Origin of the sequence: Streptacidiphilus jeojiensis (assembly GCF_042510965.1) — a bacterium.
GTDB classification, from domain to species: domain Bacteria; phylum Actinomycetota; class Actinomycetes; order Streptomycetales; family Streptomycetaceae; genus Streptacidiphilus; species Streptacidiphilus jeojiensis.
This window is the reverse complement of the sequence record NZ_JBEUKS010000001.1, coordinates 21,974-35,487: the sequence shown is the minus strand read 5'-3', so window position 1 is coordinate 35,487 and position 13,514 is coordinate 21,974. Positions and strand designations below refer to the sequence as shown.

14 protein-coding genes, 1 tRNA gene and 1 pseudogene are annotated in these 13,514 nt (G+C 70.5%); 10 read left to right on the top strand and 6 right to left on the bottom strand.

Translation table 11 applies throughout. From position 1 onward, the window contains the following. Nucleotides 1-37: 37 nt before the first annotated feature. Complete coding sequence (locus ABUW04_RS00180) at nt 38-1,198, top strand: alpha/beta hydrolase family protein (RefSeq protein ID WP_380561453.1); 1,161 nt, start codon at nt 38-40, stop codon at nt 1,196-1,198. Between the two features lie 56 nt (nt 1,199-1,254). Here ABUW04_RS00180 and ABUW04_RS00175 read toward each other — a convergent pair whose 3' ends face one another. Continuing rightward, nucleotides 1,255-1,962, bottom strand: a complete 708-nt coding sequence (locus ABUW04_RS00175; RefSeq protein ID WP_380561451.1) for a GntR family transcriptional regulator — start codon at nt 1,960-1,962, stop codon at nt 1,255-1,257. Nucleotides 1,963-2,282: 320 nt separating this feature from the next. On the opposite strand from ABUW04_RS00175, the gene ABUW04_RS00170 reads away from it, so the two are divergent. The 3 genes from ABUW04_RS00170 to ABUW04_RS00160 all read left to right on the top strand — a co-directional run bounded on the left by ABUW04_RS00170 (nt 2,283) and on the right by ABUW04_RS00160 (nt 5,618). After that, nucleotides 2,283-2,906 (top strand): hypothetical protein, encoded by a 624-nt coding sequence (locus tag ABUW04_RS00170; RefSeq protein ID WP_380561449.1) that lies wholly within the window; start codon nt 2,283-2,285, stop codon nt 2,904-2,906. After that, on the top strand, nt 2,906-5,119 hold the full coding sequence (locus tag ABUW04_RS00165) for a WD40 repeat domain-containing protein (RefSeq protein ID WP_380561447.1): 2,214 nt from the start codon (nt 2,906-2,908) through the stop codon (nt 5,117-5,119). Before ABUW04_RS00170 ends, ABUW04_RS00165 begins: the two co-directional genes overlap by 1 nt. A gap of 262 nt (nt 5,120-5,381) precedes the next feature. Then, nucleotides 5,382-5,618: a hypothetical protein gene (locus tag ABUW04_RS00160; protein WP_380561445.1), complete on the top strand. Its 237-nt coding sequence runs from the start codon at nt 5,382-5,384 to the stop codon at nt 5,616-5,618. Nucleotides 5,619-5,724: 106 nt separating this feature from the next. Here the strand turns inward: ABUW04_RS00160 and ABUW04_RS00155 are convergent, their stop codons facing one another. The 4 genes from ABUW04_RS00155 to ABUW04_RS00140 form a co-directional block, all read right to left on the bottom strand. Beyond that, entirely contained in the window at nt 5,725-6,279 is a 555-nt protein-coding gene (locus ABUW04_RS00155; RefSeq protein ID WP_380561443.1) for a hypothetical protein, read from the bottom strand. A gap of 1 nt (nt 6,280) precedes the next feature. Next, nucleotides 6,281-6,354: transfer RNA gene (locus ABUW04_RS00150), tRNA-Leu, on the bottom strand. A 603-nt stretch (nt 6,355-6,957) separates the two neighbouring features. Then, entirely contained in the window at nt 6,958-7,893 is a 936-nt protein-coding gene (locus ABUW04_RS00145; protein ID WP_380561441.1) for a serine hydrolase domain-containing protein, read from the bottom strand. Beyond that, nucleotides 7,890-8,627, bottom strand: coding sequence for a Clp protease N-terminal domain-containing protein (locus ABUW04_RS00140; protein WP_380561439.1), 738 nt, complete (start codon nt 8,625-8,627; stop codon nt 7,890-7,892). The genes ABUW04_RS00145 and ABUW04_RS00140 overlap by 4 nt, the downstream gene beginning before the upstream one ends. A 315-nt stretch (nt 8,628-8,942) precedes the next feature. Between ABUW04_RS00140 and ABUW04_RS00135 the strand changes: the two are divergent. After that, nucleotides 8,943-9,251 (top strand): annotated as a pseudogene (locus ABUW04_RS00135) (formylglycine-generating enzyme family protein); the annotation flags it as partial. Nucleotides 9,252-9,284: 33 nt separating this feature from the next. On the opposite strand, the gene ABUW04_RS00130 reads toward ABUW04_RS00135, so the two are convergent. Next, a complete protein-coding gene (locus ABUW04_RS00130; RefSeq protein ID WP_380561437.1) occupies nt 9,285-9,611 on the bottom strand; it encodes a hypothetical protein in 327 nt (108 codons plus the stop codon). 119 nt (nt 9,612-9,730) lie between these two features. Between ABUW04_RS00130 and ABUW04_RS00125 the strand changes: the two genes are divergently transcribed. The 5 genes from ABUW04_RS00125 to ABUW04_RS00105 all read left to right on the top strand — a co-directional run bounded on the left by ABUW04_RS00125 (nt 9,731) and on the right by ABUW04_RS00105 (nt 13,361). Continuing rightward, on the top strand, nt 9,731-10,168 hold the full coding sequence (locus tag ABUW04_RS00125; RefSeq protein WP_380561435.1) for a hypothetical protein: 438 nt from the start codon (nt 9,731-9,733) through the stop codon (nt 10,166-10,168). Nucleotides 10,169-10,943: 775 nt separating this feature from the next. Next, nucleotides 10,944-11,633 (top strand): SMI1/KNR4 family protein, encoded by a 690-nt coding sequence (locus ABUW04_RS00120; RefSeq protein WP_380561433.1) that lies wholly within the window; start codon nt 10,944-10,946, stop codon nt 11,631-11,633. Between the two features lie 57 nt (nt 11,634-11,690). Beyond that, on the top strand, nt 11,691-12,437 hold the full coding sequence (locus ABUW04_RS00115) for a DUF6193 family natural product biosynthesis protein (protein ID WP_380561431.1): 747 nt from the start codon (nt 11,691-11,693) through the stop codon (nt 12,435-12,437). 37 nt (nt 12,438-12,474) lie between these two features. Further along, the gene (locus tag ABUW04_RS00110) at nt 12,475-12,888 is read left to right on the top strand and encodes a DUF6188 family protein (RefSeq protein WP_380561429.1); all 414 of its coding nucleotides are present in this window, start codon (nt 12,475-12,477) and stop codon (nt 12,886-12,888) included. Beyond that, nucleotides 12,888-13,361, top strand: a complete 474-nt coding sequence (locus tag ABUW04_RS00105; RefSeq protein ID WP_380561427.1) for a hypothetical protein — start codon at nt 12,888-12,890, stop codon at nt 13,359-13,361. The genes ABUW04_RS00110 and ABUW04_RS00105 overlap by 1 nt, the downstream gene beginning before the upstream one ends. The last annotated feature ends 153 nt before the right edge of the window (nt 13,362-13,514 follow it).

Here is a 13,514-nt window from a genome sequence, read left to right as displayed (position 1 = left end):
ACCGGATATTTCCGAGACGGACATGTCGCGCCGTCGCATGCTCGCAACCGCGCTCGTCGTCGGCGTCGGGGCCGCCGTGCCGCTCGGCGTCGCACGCCCCGCTTGGGCGGCTGCTACCGCCCCTGGCCCGGCGCGGCTCACCCTGCCCGTGCCCACCGGGCCGCACCCGGTGGGCACGGTGCCGCTGCACCTCATGGACGCTTCACGCCCGGATCCGGTGGCCGGCCCGGGGCATTACCGCGAGTTGATGGCCAGTGTCTGGTACCCCGTCAGGGACACCGGCGGCTACCCGCGCGGGCCCTGGATGCCCGACGGCGCGATGCGGGCGTTCCTGACCTACACCGGCTTCCCCATCGACCCCGCCCTGGTTCCGCTCACCGCCGGGCACGTGGGCGCCCCCGTGCACCGCACGGGCCACCGGCTGCCCGTCGTGGTGTACTCGCACGGCGCGGGCAGCCACCGCGCCGACCACACCGTCATGGTCCAGGAACTCGCCAGCCACGGCTACGTCGTGGTCACCGTCGACCACACCTACGACGCGATCACCGAGTTCCCCGACGGCCGGGTGCTCACCCCGGACAGCTACAACGTCTCCCTGTACCCGAAGGACTACGCCGCCGACATCCGCTTCCTGCTCGACTGCGTGGAGGAACTCGCCGCCGGACGCAACCCCGATACCGACGGCAAGCAGCTGCCCGCCGGCCTGCTCGGCGCCCTGGACCCGCAGCGCATCGGCATGCTCGGCTGGTCCAAGGGCGGCACCGCCACGGCCCTCACCATGCTCGCCGACCAGCGCGTCAGCGCCGGGTTGAGCCTGGACGGCCCGATGCAGCCGACCATCACCGCCGACCTGGACCGGCCGTTCATGATGATGACCGCCGTCTTCACCCGGGCGGCCATGCCGGACGTCGCCGAGTTCTGGACGCATCTGCGCGGGTGGCGGCTCAACATCCAGGCCGACGGGGCCCTCCACTTCTCCTACGGGGACAACGAGGTGCTGATCCCGCAGGCGGCGAAGCTCCTCGGCATGACCGAGCAGCAGGTCCAGGACATGATCGGCACCCTCGATCCGGCCCGGGCGGTGCGGATCCAGCAGGCGTACCCGCTCGCCTTCTTCGACCTGCACCTGCGGCACCGCCGGGAGCATCTGCTCGACGGCCCGAGCGTGGCCTTCCCCGAGGTGAAGTTCATCCCGTGAAGTCCGGGTCCGCGCGACGGCCAACCGGCGGTGGGCGGCGGGGTCAGGGGTGGGGGCTAGGGGTGGGCGGTGTCGTGGAGTGTGCGCAGGAGTTGTCGTTCGGAGTCGTCGAGGTAGGCGGTGAGGTGGATTTCGGCTTGGCGGGTGTCGCGTGTCTGCAGGGCGGTGAGGAGTTCGCGGTTGCGGGTCAGGTAGGGGGCGTGGAAGCGTTGCGGGTCGCCGGTGGCGTGGAAGGCGAGGCGTAGTTCGGCGTGGATGCGGTCCATGAAGGCTTCCAGTCGCGGGGATCCGGCCAGTCGGACGATTGCGCGGTGGAAGTGCAGGTCGGCTGTGGCGACGTCGGGCCAGCGCTGCTCGGCTGCTGCTTGTTCTCCTTCTTCCACGGATCTGCGGATTTCGTCGATGGCCCGGTCGGGGGCGCCGGCTACTTCGCGGACGGCGGCGCCTTCGATGAGGCGGCGCAGTCGGTAGAGTTCGGTGACGTCGTCGGGGTGCGGGGTGCGGACGAATACGCCGCGGTTCAATTCGTGGACCAGGAGCCGTTCGTGGGCCAGGAGCCGGAATGCCTCGCGCAGGGTGTTGCGGGATACGCCCAGGGCCGCGCCCACGGTTTCCTCGGACAGTCGTGTTCCGGGCGCGATGTGACCGTCTGTCACCTGTGTCCGTAGGACGTCGGCGATCCGTTCGGCGGTGCTGCCGCGGCCGAGGGGGCCCTTGGCCTGTTCCAGTGCCGTAACCCAGCCCGGGGCTGTATGCGTGGTCATTGTCCCGTCCGGTGGTGTTGGCGGATCCGCAGCGTCGGAGTCTGGTTGAACAAAAGTTACCCTCCTTCGGCTCAGCTGGGAACGGGTGGAGGGGTGGTCTCTGGGCTTGTGGGGCGAACCCCTTGATGGATCGTTGAACAATCCATACGGTGGGGGCGAGGGGTGACTGCCGGGGCACAGGGGCGGAGACGATCATGGGTGTGGGTCGTGCGGATGGTGCGTGGAGCACGGTTGGGCGGCGGTCGGCCGCGGGAAGGGCGGCCCGGAGTCTGGTCCCGGCGGCGGTGAGCCTCGCGGGGGCGTGCGGGTTATGGGTGCTCGTGCGCGTGATCGCACAGGCCTCGTTCTCCCGGCGCGCCCAGTGGATCGACCTGGCGGCTACGGCTGCGCTCCTCCTGGCCTGCTGCCTGGTCGGGGTCCGCCGGTTCCTGGGCCTGAGGTGGTTGGTGGGCGCGCTGCTCCTGCTGGGGATTCTGACGGTGCAGCGGTCCGAGCTGGACCAGCAGGCGCTGCACCGCTTCGGGCGCACCGAACACGTCAGGGTCCTGTCCGTCCAGGCATCCCAGGACGGCATGAGCGGCGGCCAGGTCGACTTCTACACCGTCTCGGTTCTCGACGGTCCGCCGCTGGCCCCGGTCCGGGGCGGCGTGTTCACGCAGTGGCCCTGGAGGGTGGGGGGCAGCTACGTGGTGACGGTGGACCCGAGGGGGCTGGCAGGGGTCGGGCGGGGCGGCGACCCCGGTGCGCCAGTGGTCCAAAGGGCGCTGCAGGTCCCGCTCGGCTTCGGCGTGGCCTGGGCCTTGTGGCGGCCGGCGCACCGCCTGCGGTACCGCAGGCGCTCTGCGGGGGCTGCGCGGGGGCTCCGCGGGGGCTGCGCGGGGGCTGCGCTGGGGCTGCGCGGGGGCTGCGCTGGGGCTGTGTGCCGGGAAGGGGGGACGCGCTGATGAGGGGTGAGGGCTTTCCGGGCGACGGCCAGGCTCCGCTGCCCGATGCGGTGTTCCTGGTGACCGCCGGCCCCGAGCAGGTCCGGGACGAACTGGCGAGGATCCCGGGGCCCGCGGTCCGGCTGGCGCACGCGGTGTACCGGGCCTCGGCGCATCTGCACGGGCAGGCCGGTCCGCAGTCCCGCCGGCAGCTCTTGGCGCTGGACGCCGCCCGCTTCGGGGACCTGGGCCTGTCGGCGCGGATCGCCGCCGCACCGGTCGGGGACGGTGCGGACATGGCGGACACAGCGTGGAGCGTCGCGTGGGCGACCGGCAGCACGGTCGACCACCGGTTCCGGCACGCTCTGGTCGGCCACAGCGAACGGGTCTGCTCGGTGGCGACGGGACTGGTCGAAGGCCGCCCGGTGGCCGTCACCTGCAGCAGCGACGACCGCACGGTCCGGGTGTGGGACCTGGCCACCGGACAACCTGTCGGCGAACTGCCCGTCGGGGACAGCGAGGTCCGTGCGGTGGCCACGGGAGTGCTTCGAGGCCGGACCGTGGCCGTCGGCGGCAGCCGGGACGGGAGCGTGCAGGTCTGGGACCTGGCGACCGGCCACCGTCTCGGCGATCCGCTGACCGGCCACACCGAAGTCGTCGCCACGGTGGCGACCGCGGTGCTGGACGCACGCCTGCACGCCATCAGCGGCAGCCGGGACGGGACGGTGCGGATCTGGGACCTGACGACCTGCCGGCTCGTCGGCGAAGCCCTCACCGGGGACAACGGCCCGGTGCAGAGACTGGCGACGGCCGTCATGGAGGGCCGGCCCGTCGTGGTGGTCTGGAGCTGGGACGGGACGGTCCGGGTCTGGGACCTGGCCACCAGACAGCCCCTGGGCAGCTTTCTCGCCGACTGCGCCGCAGGCGTGCCGGCCCTGGCGACCGCGCAGCTGGACGGCCGCCCGGTCGCGGTGACCGGCAGCCAGGACGGGAGCGTGCGGGTGTGGGACCTGGCCACCGGACAACCCGTCGGGGAGCCTCTGGCCGGCTCGACCGAAGCGGTCTACGCGCTGGCGACAGGGTCGGTGCAGGGCCGCCCCGTTGTCGTGGGCGGCTGCATGGACGGCACTGTGCGGGTGTGGGACCTGGCCGCCGGACAACCCGTGGGGGAGCCTCTGGCCGGCCACGTCGACGGGGTCTGGGCGGTGGCGACCGCCGTCGTGGACGGCCGCACGGTCGCGGTGACCGGCGGCAACGAGGACGGGGAGGCGCGCGTGTGGGACCTGTCCCGGGCCCGCCCGGTCACCGGCGGCCCCCGCGGCCACACCGGCGAGGTGCGCGCGGTGGCGGCCGGGCAGGTCGACGGCCGCCCGGTCGCGGTCACCAGCAGCCGCGACGGCACGGTCCGGGTGTGGGACCTGGCCGCCGGCCGGCCCCGCGCCGAACCGGTGATCAGTCCTCCCCAGCCGGTGGACGCGCTCGCCACCGCGGTGGTGGACGGCCGGCCCGCGGTCCTGACCGGCAGCTGGGAGGCCGTGGTCCGGGTCTGGGACCTGGCCACCGGCCGGCCCCTGGGGGAGCCCCTGGTGGGCCACACCGGCCAGGTGCAGTCACTGGCGGTAGCAACGCTCGGGGGAACCGCGGTGGCCCTGGCCGGCTGCCGGGACGCGACGGTGCTGGTGTGGGACCTGGCCACCCGCCGCCCGATCAGCGCACCCCTGACCGGCCACTACGGCTCGGTGGGATCGGTGGCCACCGCAGAACTGGAGGGCCGCACGGTCGCTGTCACCGGAAGCCTGGACACGACGGTGCGCCTGTCGGACCTGGCCTGCGGCACCCCGGTCGGCAGTCCGCTCACCGGCCGCATCGGCCTGGTGAACGCGATGGCCAGGACGGTGGCCACCGCACAGGTTGAGGGCCGGGCGGTCGCCGTGGTCGGGGGCTGGGACGCAACCGTGCAGGTCTGGGATCTGGCCAGCCGCGAACCCGTCGGCAAACTGCACACCTTGCACACCGACTGGGTCCAGGCGGTGGCGACCGGTGTGGTGAACGGCCGCCCGGTGGCCGTCAGCGGCAGCAGGGACCGCACCGTACGAATGTGGGACCTGACCGACGGCTGGCCCCTGGGAAGCCCACTGGCGTTCCCCGGGCCAGTGCGCGCGCTGACGCTCTGCCAGGACGGCCGACTGGTCGTCGGCTTCGGATGGGAGGTCGCGGTCCTGACACCCCAGTGAGCGCGCTGCGCGCACCATGGGGCGGCCGCGGCGTCGGCAGCGGGTTCCCTCGCACGCTCTCCGAACGCGGGCGCTGGCCGCGGGGCCTGTGCCTGCCGCTGCCCCATGGGGGCTGGCCTGCTGTGCTGAAGCGGCTGGGCCCCGCGGCACGGGGTCCAGCCGCTTCCATCAGCACAGGACGCGAGAGGTCACTGCGGATGCTCTCTGCAGTGCTCCGCTGTCCAGGTGGTGGTGTTGCGGGCCCGCTGTCCCGGCCCGCCGCTTGGCTGTGTCTCCTGGGGAGTACGGTGCGCCTGGTCTCCGACGCCTGACACTGGCACAGCACGCGGTCCGGCTGGGACCTGTTGACGACGCCATCGCGATCACCGCTGCCCAACTGCGCGAGATTGGCGGGCGCCTGATCGAGGCCGGACACCGGCAGGCCGGCGATCCCGACATCCTGCTGGTCATGGACGCCGGTTTCGACGTCACCGGCCACACCGGCCACGCCTGGGGGTGAGCGCGTTGGGGTGGCGGCGGCTTCCGGTGTGGTGGGACTCGGCGGGCGTGCGCGGGGGCCGGTGGTTGGGCTGTGCGGGTGGCTCGGGCGCCGGGCTGCGGTGGAACTACTCCTGGGCTGCTGCCCAGTGGGAACGGAGCGTGGCGACTTTCTCGTTGAATTCGGCTCTGGTGTCCAGGCGCGTGCCGTGCATGACGCCGGGGAGGTTCGCTGTGCGGCCGCCGGGGAGGTAGGCGCGTACGACGCCCCAGCCGCCGAAGCGGTCGCCGGTATGCACTTCGACGTCGAAGTCGGCGATGTCGGTCCAGGGTACGAACCGGCGGCTGGTGAGGGTGTGCCACGTTATGCCGGTGTCCGTGAGCGTCGCGGATCCGAACACGCGCCAGACGCGGTGGCACCAGAAGGCCGGCGCGGGGCTGGCGAGGATGGTGCCGGCGAGCCAGGGCCCGGCTGTGTGCAGGCCGTGGGGTGCGTTCGAGCCGACGAACCAGATGACCAGTGCGGTGAGGGTCGCCGAGAAGAGCACGGCTGCGCGCAGGGTGGAGCGGCGTGCCCGGGAACTGAAGGCTATGCGGATGCCGTGCCCGGGCACGTCATGGTTGTCGCGGTTCAAGGGCTTGCCTGGCATCGGCGGCGGCCCGTCTGGGCGTTGGTTGGCCATGTGGCGCCAGCAGGAGTCGAACCTGCAACTGACGGTCCCTCGGACCGCCCCCTCTGCCCGTTGGGGAACAGCGCCTTGCGTAGCGTTGGTGCGGTGCGAACGCCTACGGGACCGGTCCTGGACCGGTTCCCTGTGCCGCCTGGCTAGGACGCCGTGGAGAGTGCGGGAGTCACCGAACCGCGCCTTCGCGCCAGCCTGATGCTACGAACCGGGAGCGGCGCAGGCGACAGGTTTTCCTGACTCGCCCCCGGGCTTGACCGCCCTCCTCGTGCGTCACCTGCGCCGACGACCTGCGATCCTCGCTGGCGGTCGCTCTCGCCAGGCTCCGGAGACCTCGCGCACGGATGCGAAGACCGGTTCGGGCGGGCGGAGCGGCCCAGCCGCCGGGGGAAGTAGGCCAGCAGCGAGGAGTCGAACGCGGTGTCGTGCAGTCCCGGCCCGCACGCGGCCTTCCACCGCGGGCACCCAACCGCCAGGCCCGCCGGCGAACCTCCATTGCGAGCCGGGACCTTGGGACAGGCGCGTGGCTCCGCTACTTGTCGTGCCGGTGACGCTTTGCGCGGTTGACGAGGATCACCACCTCACGGCGACCAGCGCGCGAACCACTGCAGCATCGCCTCGAGGGACCGATCTTGGAGCAGCCTGCCTGTCGACGTCCGGGGTGGCGGCCTGTCTGTGTCAGGGCCGTAGTGCGGCCGACATCAGACGTACCACCTTCATGAACTGCTGCGGGCTTACGGAGTCGATCGGGGCCGGGAGCGGGGTGCCCTGGGTGCGGGCGAGGACGATGTCGTCAGGGACGGCGCGCAGGTGCACGATGGCCAGCCCGGGTGGCACGCAGAGGAGGTATTGGCCGAAGTTGCCGATCGCCATGAAGGAGCCGCGCCCCACCAGTCGCGGGAGCCACCAGAGGTAGCCGTAGTCGAGCTGGACGTCGGCGCCGCGGTTGACCTGCACTGACGTGCTCTCGGACGTCCAGGCCGCGGGTACCACCTGCCGATCGTCCCAGCGGCCGTCCTGCAGCATCATCGTGCCGATCCGTCCGAGATCGCGGGCGGAAAGGAAGATGTGATGGGCGAGGTGTTCGGAGACCTCGGGACGGCCGAGCAGCCGCTGGCGGGCCGGGTCGAAATCCTCGAAGCCGACCGGTGCGGCCAGGTCCTCGGCGAGTGCTGTGAAGACGGACCGTCCGGTGCAGCGTTCGAAGATCGTGCCCAGGGCGTTGAAGTCCCAGTTGTTGTAGAGGAACAGCGTGCCCGGTGGCTGTGTGCCCCGGGGCGGCGCACTCTCCTCGGGGCCGGCCACGGTCGACGGTGGGTGGTAGACCCCGGAGCTCGAGGTCAGCAGGTCGCGCACGGTGGCGCGGCGTTCTTGCGGCAGCAGCCCGCCGGTGTCGTCGATTCCGAGCTCGTCGAGGGTCGCGTCGAGCCTGATGGTTCCGTCGGTGACCGCCGTTCCGTACAGGACGGACAGGATGCTCTTGCGCGCCGATGCCATGAAATGGGGTGTGCTCGTCTCGCCGTGGTCGAACACGACTCGGCCCCGGTCGAGCACGAGGAACGCGGTGGTGGGCAAGGCGTCGAGCGCGTCGACGACGGGCTGGAAGGCGCTCATGCCGGGCCCGGTGTGGAGCGGCCCGCCAGTCCGAGCATGATGGCTAGCGCGGCTCGCCGGGTCACGCCGTGATCGGTGAGCACTTTGCCCGCGCGGCTGCCGGGCGCGCGCAGGAGGCCGAGGAACAGGTGGGCCGCGGCGACGCCGTGCCCGTCCGCCTCGGCGACCGCGCCGTCGATCGCCCGGCGGGCGTCCGGTCCGATACCCGGTCGAGTGCGGCCGGTCGCCTCGACCGGCTGTTCGCTGTCCGGCTCCCGCTCCAGCGCGGCTCGAACGTCGGACGGGTCGACGTCGAACGCGCGCAGCACGGCGCCGGCCAACCCGGCTGGGTCGTCGAGGACCGCAGCGAGGAGGTCGCCGCTGTCGACCGCGTCGCGGCCGTACTGACCCGCCCGTGTCTCGGCGCGGCGCAAGCATCTGAGCGCCTCCTCGTCGAAGCGTTGCACAACACCGGCGCTGACCAGGTCATCGACGGTCAGCCACGCGAGGAATGGCGCGTATCGCTGTTGCGCACCCTGCTTGCTGAGACCGCGAGGCGCGCCGATGTCCGCCCAGGAACAGCCCTCGGCCCGCGCCATCTCCACGAACAAGCCGATCAGGCTGTTTCCGAGCATATTGAGGTCACTGGCGAGCTGCTCTGCGGCGGCGATCTGCCGGACAGGGTCGCGGGGCTCGTTGATGCCGGCGAGAACCACCAGGCCAGCCAGTTCGGACAGGGTAGGCATCTGAGGCATGTCAACACTCTAATCGCAATGTTGCAGACGTCAACACTTTCATTGACGGAGTGAGTCCGTTGCAGAGAACTTGACCCAGTCTGAAGCCTTTGCCTTCGATGACTTCGACGGCGGGGAGGTCGAGCGCGTGGCCGCCGACCGGGCGCGGGGGCCGATCCCCAGAAGCGGGACTTGCCTGGACCGCCGCCCTGACGGGCACCAGCGACACATCAACCGGCGCGCAAGACCCATGACCTCGTCCGCCAGCTCCAACGCGTCGGCCATCAGGCCCCCGCCGCCTACCGCCTGAACAGCCGTCACGGACGCGTCTCTCTGATGCTTCTGGTCCCGGCGGGCCGGTTCCTCGCTGGCGATGAGAGCCGGTCGCTGTTGGTCGCCGACTTCTGGATCGACACCTTCCCAGTGACCAATCGGGACTACGCCGTGTTCGTAGCCGCCACCGGCGCGAAGCCTCCGTGCCACTGGGAAGGCAACCGATGTCCGGACGCCCTCGCGGACCATCCGGTGGTCTACGTCGACTGGCACGCTGCGGCTGCCTACGCGCAGTGGTGCGGGAAGACGCCGCCGACAGCGAGGCAGTGGGAGAAGGCGGCCCGAGGCCGGTCCGGGAGCGTGTACCCATGGGCCAGGAGCTCGGCCTGCTGTCTCTGGCCCCGGTCAGGTGAGGTCGAAGGTGACGTTCCCGGAGCCGTTCCAGTCCGGCGCCTGCGTGAACGTGAGGGTTCCATCCTCTGCCTCGACGACTTTCACCATGATTCCGCCGCGATCCTCGCCAGGAAACGCAACGGAGAAGTGGGGATCCATCTCCATGAGGAAGTCCCAGCCGGCTCGCTGGGGCGTGTCGAGGGCGTCGGCATGCCGACCGGTCGCCCGCCACATGCCGGCCGCGTCGACGGTGACAATGATGTCGATGTCGTACATCTCAAGGCACGTCGAGTGGTTGGCCCACCATTCGAGTCGGGCCTGACCCGCGAGTCGATCCATGAGCACACTATGCACGTAAGTACTCCAGCTGTAGATCTTGAGCTTGGCACTGGGCGGAGGGGCCTGTCGGCTGTATCCAGCCGGTGCGCTGGGGCCTGTCGAGCAGGCACTATGCACCGATGAGCACCATCATCAAGTTCTTCGTGGCTCCGGGCCACGCTGCTGCCGCTGCCGTCGTAGATGTCGGACCCGACGACTTCTTGGAGTCGCTGACGTTCGGGAACTTCGACGTCGAAGAGGCGCTGATCGAGTGGGAGGGCATCTTCACCGGTCGGACCTTCGAAGAACTCGTCTCCGCTGATGTTCCCGAAGTCGTCGCCGATCCTGGTGATGGCCAAGGCCCGGTGGTCCTTGCGGTCTCCAGGGCTCTCCAGGACGCTTTGGCCGCTGCTGTTGAGGAACGGCTTGTCGAGGTCAGCCGGCTGTGGGTGGTGGAGCGGGCGGCGGACGGCGAGGTCTTCGACGAGGGGATTGCCGTGCAGATCTTGAACGGTGTGGCTGGCCTGGTCCGCTCCATCGGCCGGAAGTCGGAGGGCCTGTACTGCTGGACAGCGTAGAAGGACGCGGCCGCCGGCTGCCGGAGAAATGGTCTTGCTGGGGGTCTGCCTGCCGCGATGCTGGTCCCGTGCCGGGGCAGAGGAAGCGGAAGCGACGGCAGGAGGCCGGCCGTCAGCAGGCTGCTGCCCGATTTGCCGAGGCCGGGCACTGGGATGTGCTCATCGAGACTCAGGATGAGTCGGACTGGCTTGCTCAGGTTCGCCGCCTGCGGGCCGAGAAGCGGCAGATCGACTCGACGGCGGTCCGCGTCGATACGCTCTGCGGACGGGGCTTCAGCCAACCACCTACCGGTTGAGCCTCTTCGTACCCTCCGAAGTCCCAGCCGAGCCGGCCTAGCTTGAGCCGCCCCTCGTGACCCGATCAAGCACGACGCAGCGGCACGCGGTTCCCCGAGGCCGGTGTCAGTCCGGAGTCGGCCACAGCGGACGGACGTACCGCAGTCCGGTCTCCGGAACGATGTTGAACAGTGCACACAGATGAAGGGGATCGCCCCCGCTGGCCGCCGCCTCTTCGAGGAGACGGTCTTCGCGGAGTTGCTGTGCCGTCGCCGGCACGCCGCGCAGAAGGAGATGCATCCACCCGACGGTGACCGTTCTGCCGGGCCATCAGACTCGTCCGAAGCCAATCGGCGTGCCACCTGCGGAGGTAGTCGGCGGCGACTTGGCGGGCGAAGCCGTGCAGGAGCCGTACGAGGCAGACCCCGAGACCCCGGCATGACACGGCGTCCCTTCTCCCTGTGCCGGGCGTGTCAGAGGCGGCATCTAGGGTCGCTGCATGGTTGATCGGGATTGGGCCGGGGTGAGGAAGCGGATCGCGGAGTTGCGCGCGCTTCCCGGGAGCCAACAGGTGTTCGGGACACTCGGACACCGGTGGATCCTTGAGGATCCGCTGGGCGAGGGCGCGCTCGTCGAGTTGGAAGCCCAGGTAGGCGTGCGCCTGCCTACGGAATACCGGGGCTTCCTCACGAACGTCGCCGCCGGGGGAGCGGGGCCGTCCTCTGGCCTGTTTCCGGTGCGACGTGTCCAGGGACGCTGGCGCTGGGAAGGAGACGGTGCCGACCTGGCCGATCTGTCCAGGCTCGCCGCACCGTTCCCCGACCAGGGACCAGACCCGGACCTCCTCAGCCGGCTGCTGGCCGAGCGTCCCGAGGAGGAGGACTTCGAGGAGATCGAGGACTTCGACACCGCCATCGAGATGTGGGACGAACGATGGGACGCCGTCATGTTCGCCCCCGAGCGCACCGCAGGCGCCATCGTGATCTGCCACCACGGCTGTTCTCAGCGCGACTGGCTGATATTCAGCGGCTCCCACCGTGGCACGGTGTGGTCGGATCCCCGCGTCGACGACGCCGACCTTGAACCCCTCCTCAACGCCGAGGGCAAGCCCCTGACCTTCACACGCTGGTACACCGACTGGCTGGACCAGGCCGAGCGCACCGTCCGGCAGTCATCCGCAGGATCCTGACGACCGGAACCGGGCAGGGCTGTGTCGAAGGGACGGCGGCTGCGGCACTATCCTTCCATGATTGCTGATCAAGCTGCGTTCTACCCCGACGTTGTGGCGGAAGGGAGCCTCGCGGGGGTCCTCCAGGCCGCAGCGGATGCCGATGGCGTCGCGGTGCCCATCACAGTCTCCGCGTCGCACCCGCTGTACCACGCCACAGTGACGAGTAGTGTTCCCCGTCGGTCCAGGCTGACCATCAGCGCCTACACCTGGCAGCGGCGGTGGTCGATCCGCGGCGAGGAGTCGTTTCAGGGCCTGGAACTGATCGGCGGAGACACCGATGACCTTGCCCAGATCGTCAGGGCTGCACAGGCCTGGCACCAGGGAACTGCGCTGACCGAGATCCGTGGGGCCGCGCCCTTCGTGCATCTGAGCGGCCGCTTCGAGGTGCCCGACCACGACCCAGCACCGCTGGCCCAGTCCGAGTGGCAGCACCTGCGAACTCGGGCCGCTGAGGCAGACGCCCCGCAGTTCCAGGCACTGATCGAGGCGGCATACCGGCAGCCGGCGTTGCGGGCGCTCTATCCGTTCACCAGCATGTGGACGCTGCGGTTCTCCACCTGTACGCGCCCAGGACTGGCTGACCTCGGGCTCTTCCTCGATGCGCATCGCGGTGCTCGGTACACCCTGAGCACCAGCCTGGTCGACGGCGAGGTCCTCGGCGAAGCCGCGACAGCAGAAGGCCTTGCGTTGATCGCGGTGCGCCACCTCCCCTGCGGTCTTGGCCCGGTTACGTCAGGAGCCAGCGGTGCACCCCGGGGCTGATGGAAGCCCTACACAACGGGCTGTGCATCATGCGGTGGTGAGTGAATCGTCGTTGACCGAGCACGACGACCGTTGGATCATGAACCTGAGGGGTCTGACCGTTGTCGGGATCGGCATCAGCTATCAACTGTCCCTGTGCCTGGACACGCAGGCGCGTGTGGTTCTTGGATGCCCCTTCCAGCTGACCCAGGGGGTCGGCGACGGCCGCAGGGACGTTGTCCTTGATCCGGGGCGGCAGGATGTGGCGGCGGCCATCGGGCTGTTCGGAGCGAGAGTCTTGTCTGCGGTGGCCTCCAAGACGGGCTCGATGCGGCTGGTCTTCGACAACGGGTGCCACCTGAACAGCCGGGCGGACCCGTCGTTCGAGGCGTGGGAAGTGCGGGGACCGGGAGGATGGCGGATCGTCTCGATGCCGGGCGGGGAACTCGCGGTCTGGTCCGGGCGAGGCTAGTGGCGAATCAGACGGAAAGGGCGGACCAGGAGATGGATGGTGACCGGCGCCATGCCGCTGCCGACGCGCTCGTCGAGCTCGGGCGAAGCCCGCACTACCGCGACCGCGCCGATGCAGGCCACGGCCTGGCACGCTTCGCCGAACTCCAGGAGGCCCAAGGGCCGCTGCTGGACCTCGTGCTCGATCCCCACGACACCTTCGTCACCCGGGTCACCGCAGAAGCCCTGCTCCAGCGAACGGACAGGATCGGGCTGGCGATCGTCGCTTCCGCGCTGGCGGTCACCGACGAGAGTCACGGTGAATGGATCCACACAGCGATCCACGACGTGTTCGGCATCTTCTCAAACAAGCGGGACAGCGCCGTGCAGGTGTGCGAGGAACTGCTGCAGGATCCCGATGACCGGGTTGCCCGGGGCGCCCGTCAGCTTCGCGAAGCGCTGACCGAGATCGACCCGGTGCTGCGCCCCGCATAGAAGCGTGTGAACGGACGCGGGCAGGGTCGCCGTGCCCCTGCACGGCGACCCTGCGCGGAGCGGAGAGCGGGGGAGGGGCCACCCGACCTCGGGCTCTTGGCCGCCGTCGACGCTGGCCGCCGGCAGCGCGCCGCGGGGCCGCCCCTTCGACGC

Coding starts and splice junctions, on each gene's coding strand:
- ABUW04_RS00130 (WP_380561437.1), bottom strand. CDS start 9,611: ATGGATCGACTCGCGGGTCAGGCCCGACTCGAATGGTGGGCCAACCAC.
- ABUW04_RS00175 (WP_380561451.1), bottom strand. CDS start 1,962: ATGACCACGCATACAGCCCCGGGCTGGGTTACGGCACTGGAACAGGCC.
- ABUW04_RS00115 (WP_380561431.1), top strand. CDS start 11,691: ATGATTGCTGATCAAGCTGCGTTCTACCCCGACGTTGTGGCGGAAGGG.
- ABUW04_RS00155 (WP_380561443.1), bottom strand. CDS start 6,279: ATGGCCAACCAACGCCCAGACGGGCCGCCGCCGATGCCAGGCAAGCCC.
- ABUW04_RS00125 (WP_380561435.1), top strand. CDS start 9,731: ATGAGCACCATCATCAAGTTCTTCGTGGCTCCGGGCCACGCTGCTGCC.
- ABUW04_RS00165 (WP_380561447.1), top strand. CDS start 2,906: ATGAGGGGTGAGGGCTTTCCGGGCGACGGCCAGGCTCCGCTGCCCGAT.
- ABUW04_RS00120 (WP_380561433.1), top strand. CDS start 10,944: ATGGTTGATCGGGATTGGGCCGGGGTGAGGAAGCGGATCGCGGAGTTG.
- ABUW04_RS00180 (WP_380561453.1), top strand. CDS start 38: ATGCTCGCAACCGCGCTCGTCGTCGGCGTCGGGGCCGCCGTGCCGCTC.
- ABUW04_RS00145 (WP_380561441.1), bottom strand. CDS start 7,893: ATGAGCGCCTTCCAGCCCGTCGTCGACGCGCTCGACGCCTTGCCCACC.
- ABUW04_RS00140 (WP_380561439.1), bottom strand. CDS start 8,627: ATGCCTCAGATGCCTACCCTGTCCGAACTGGCTGGCCTGGTGGTTCTC.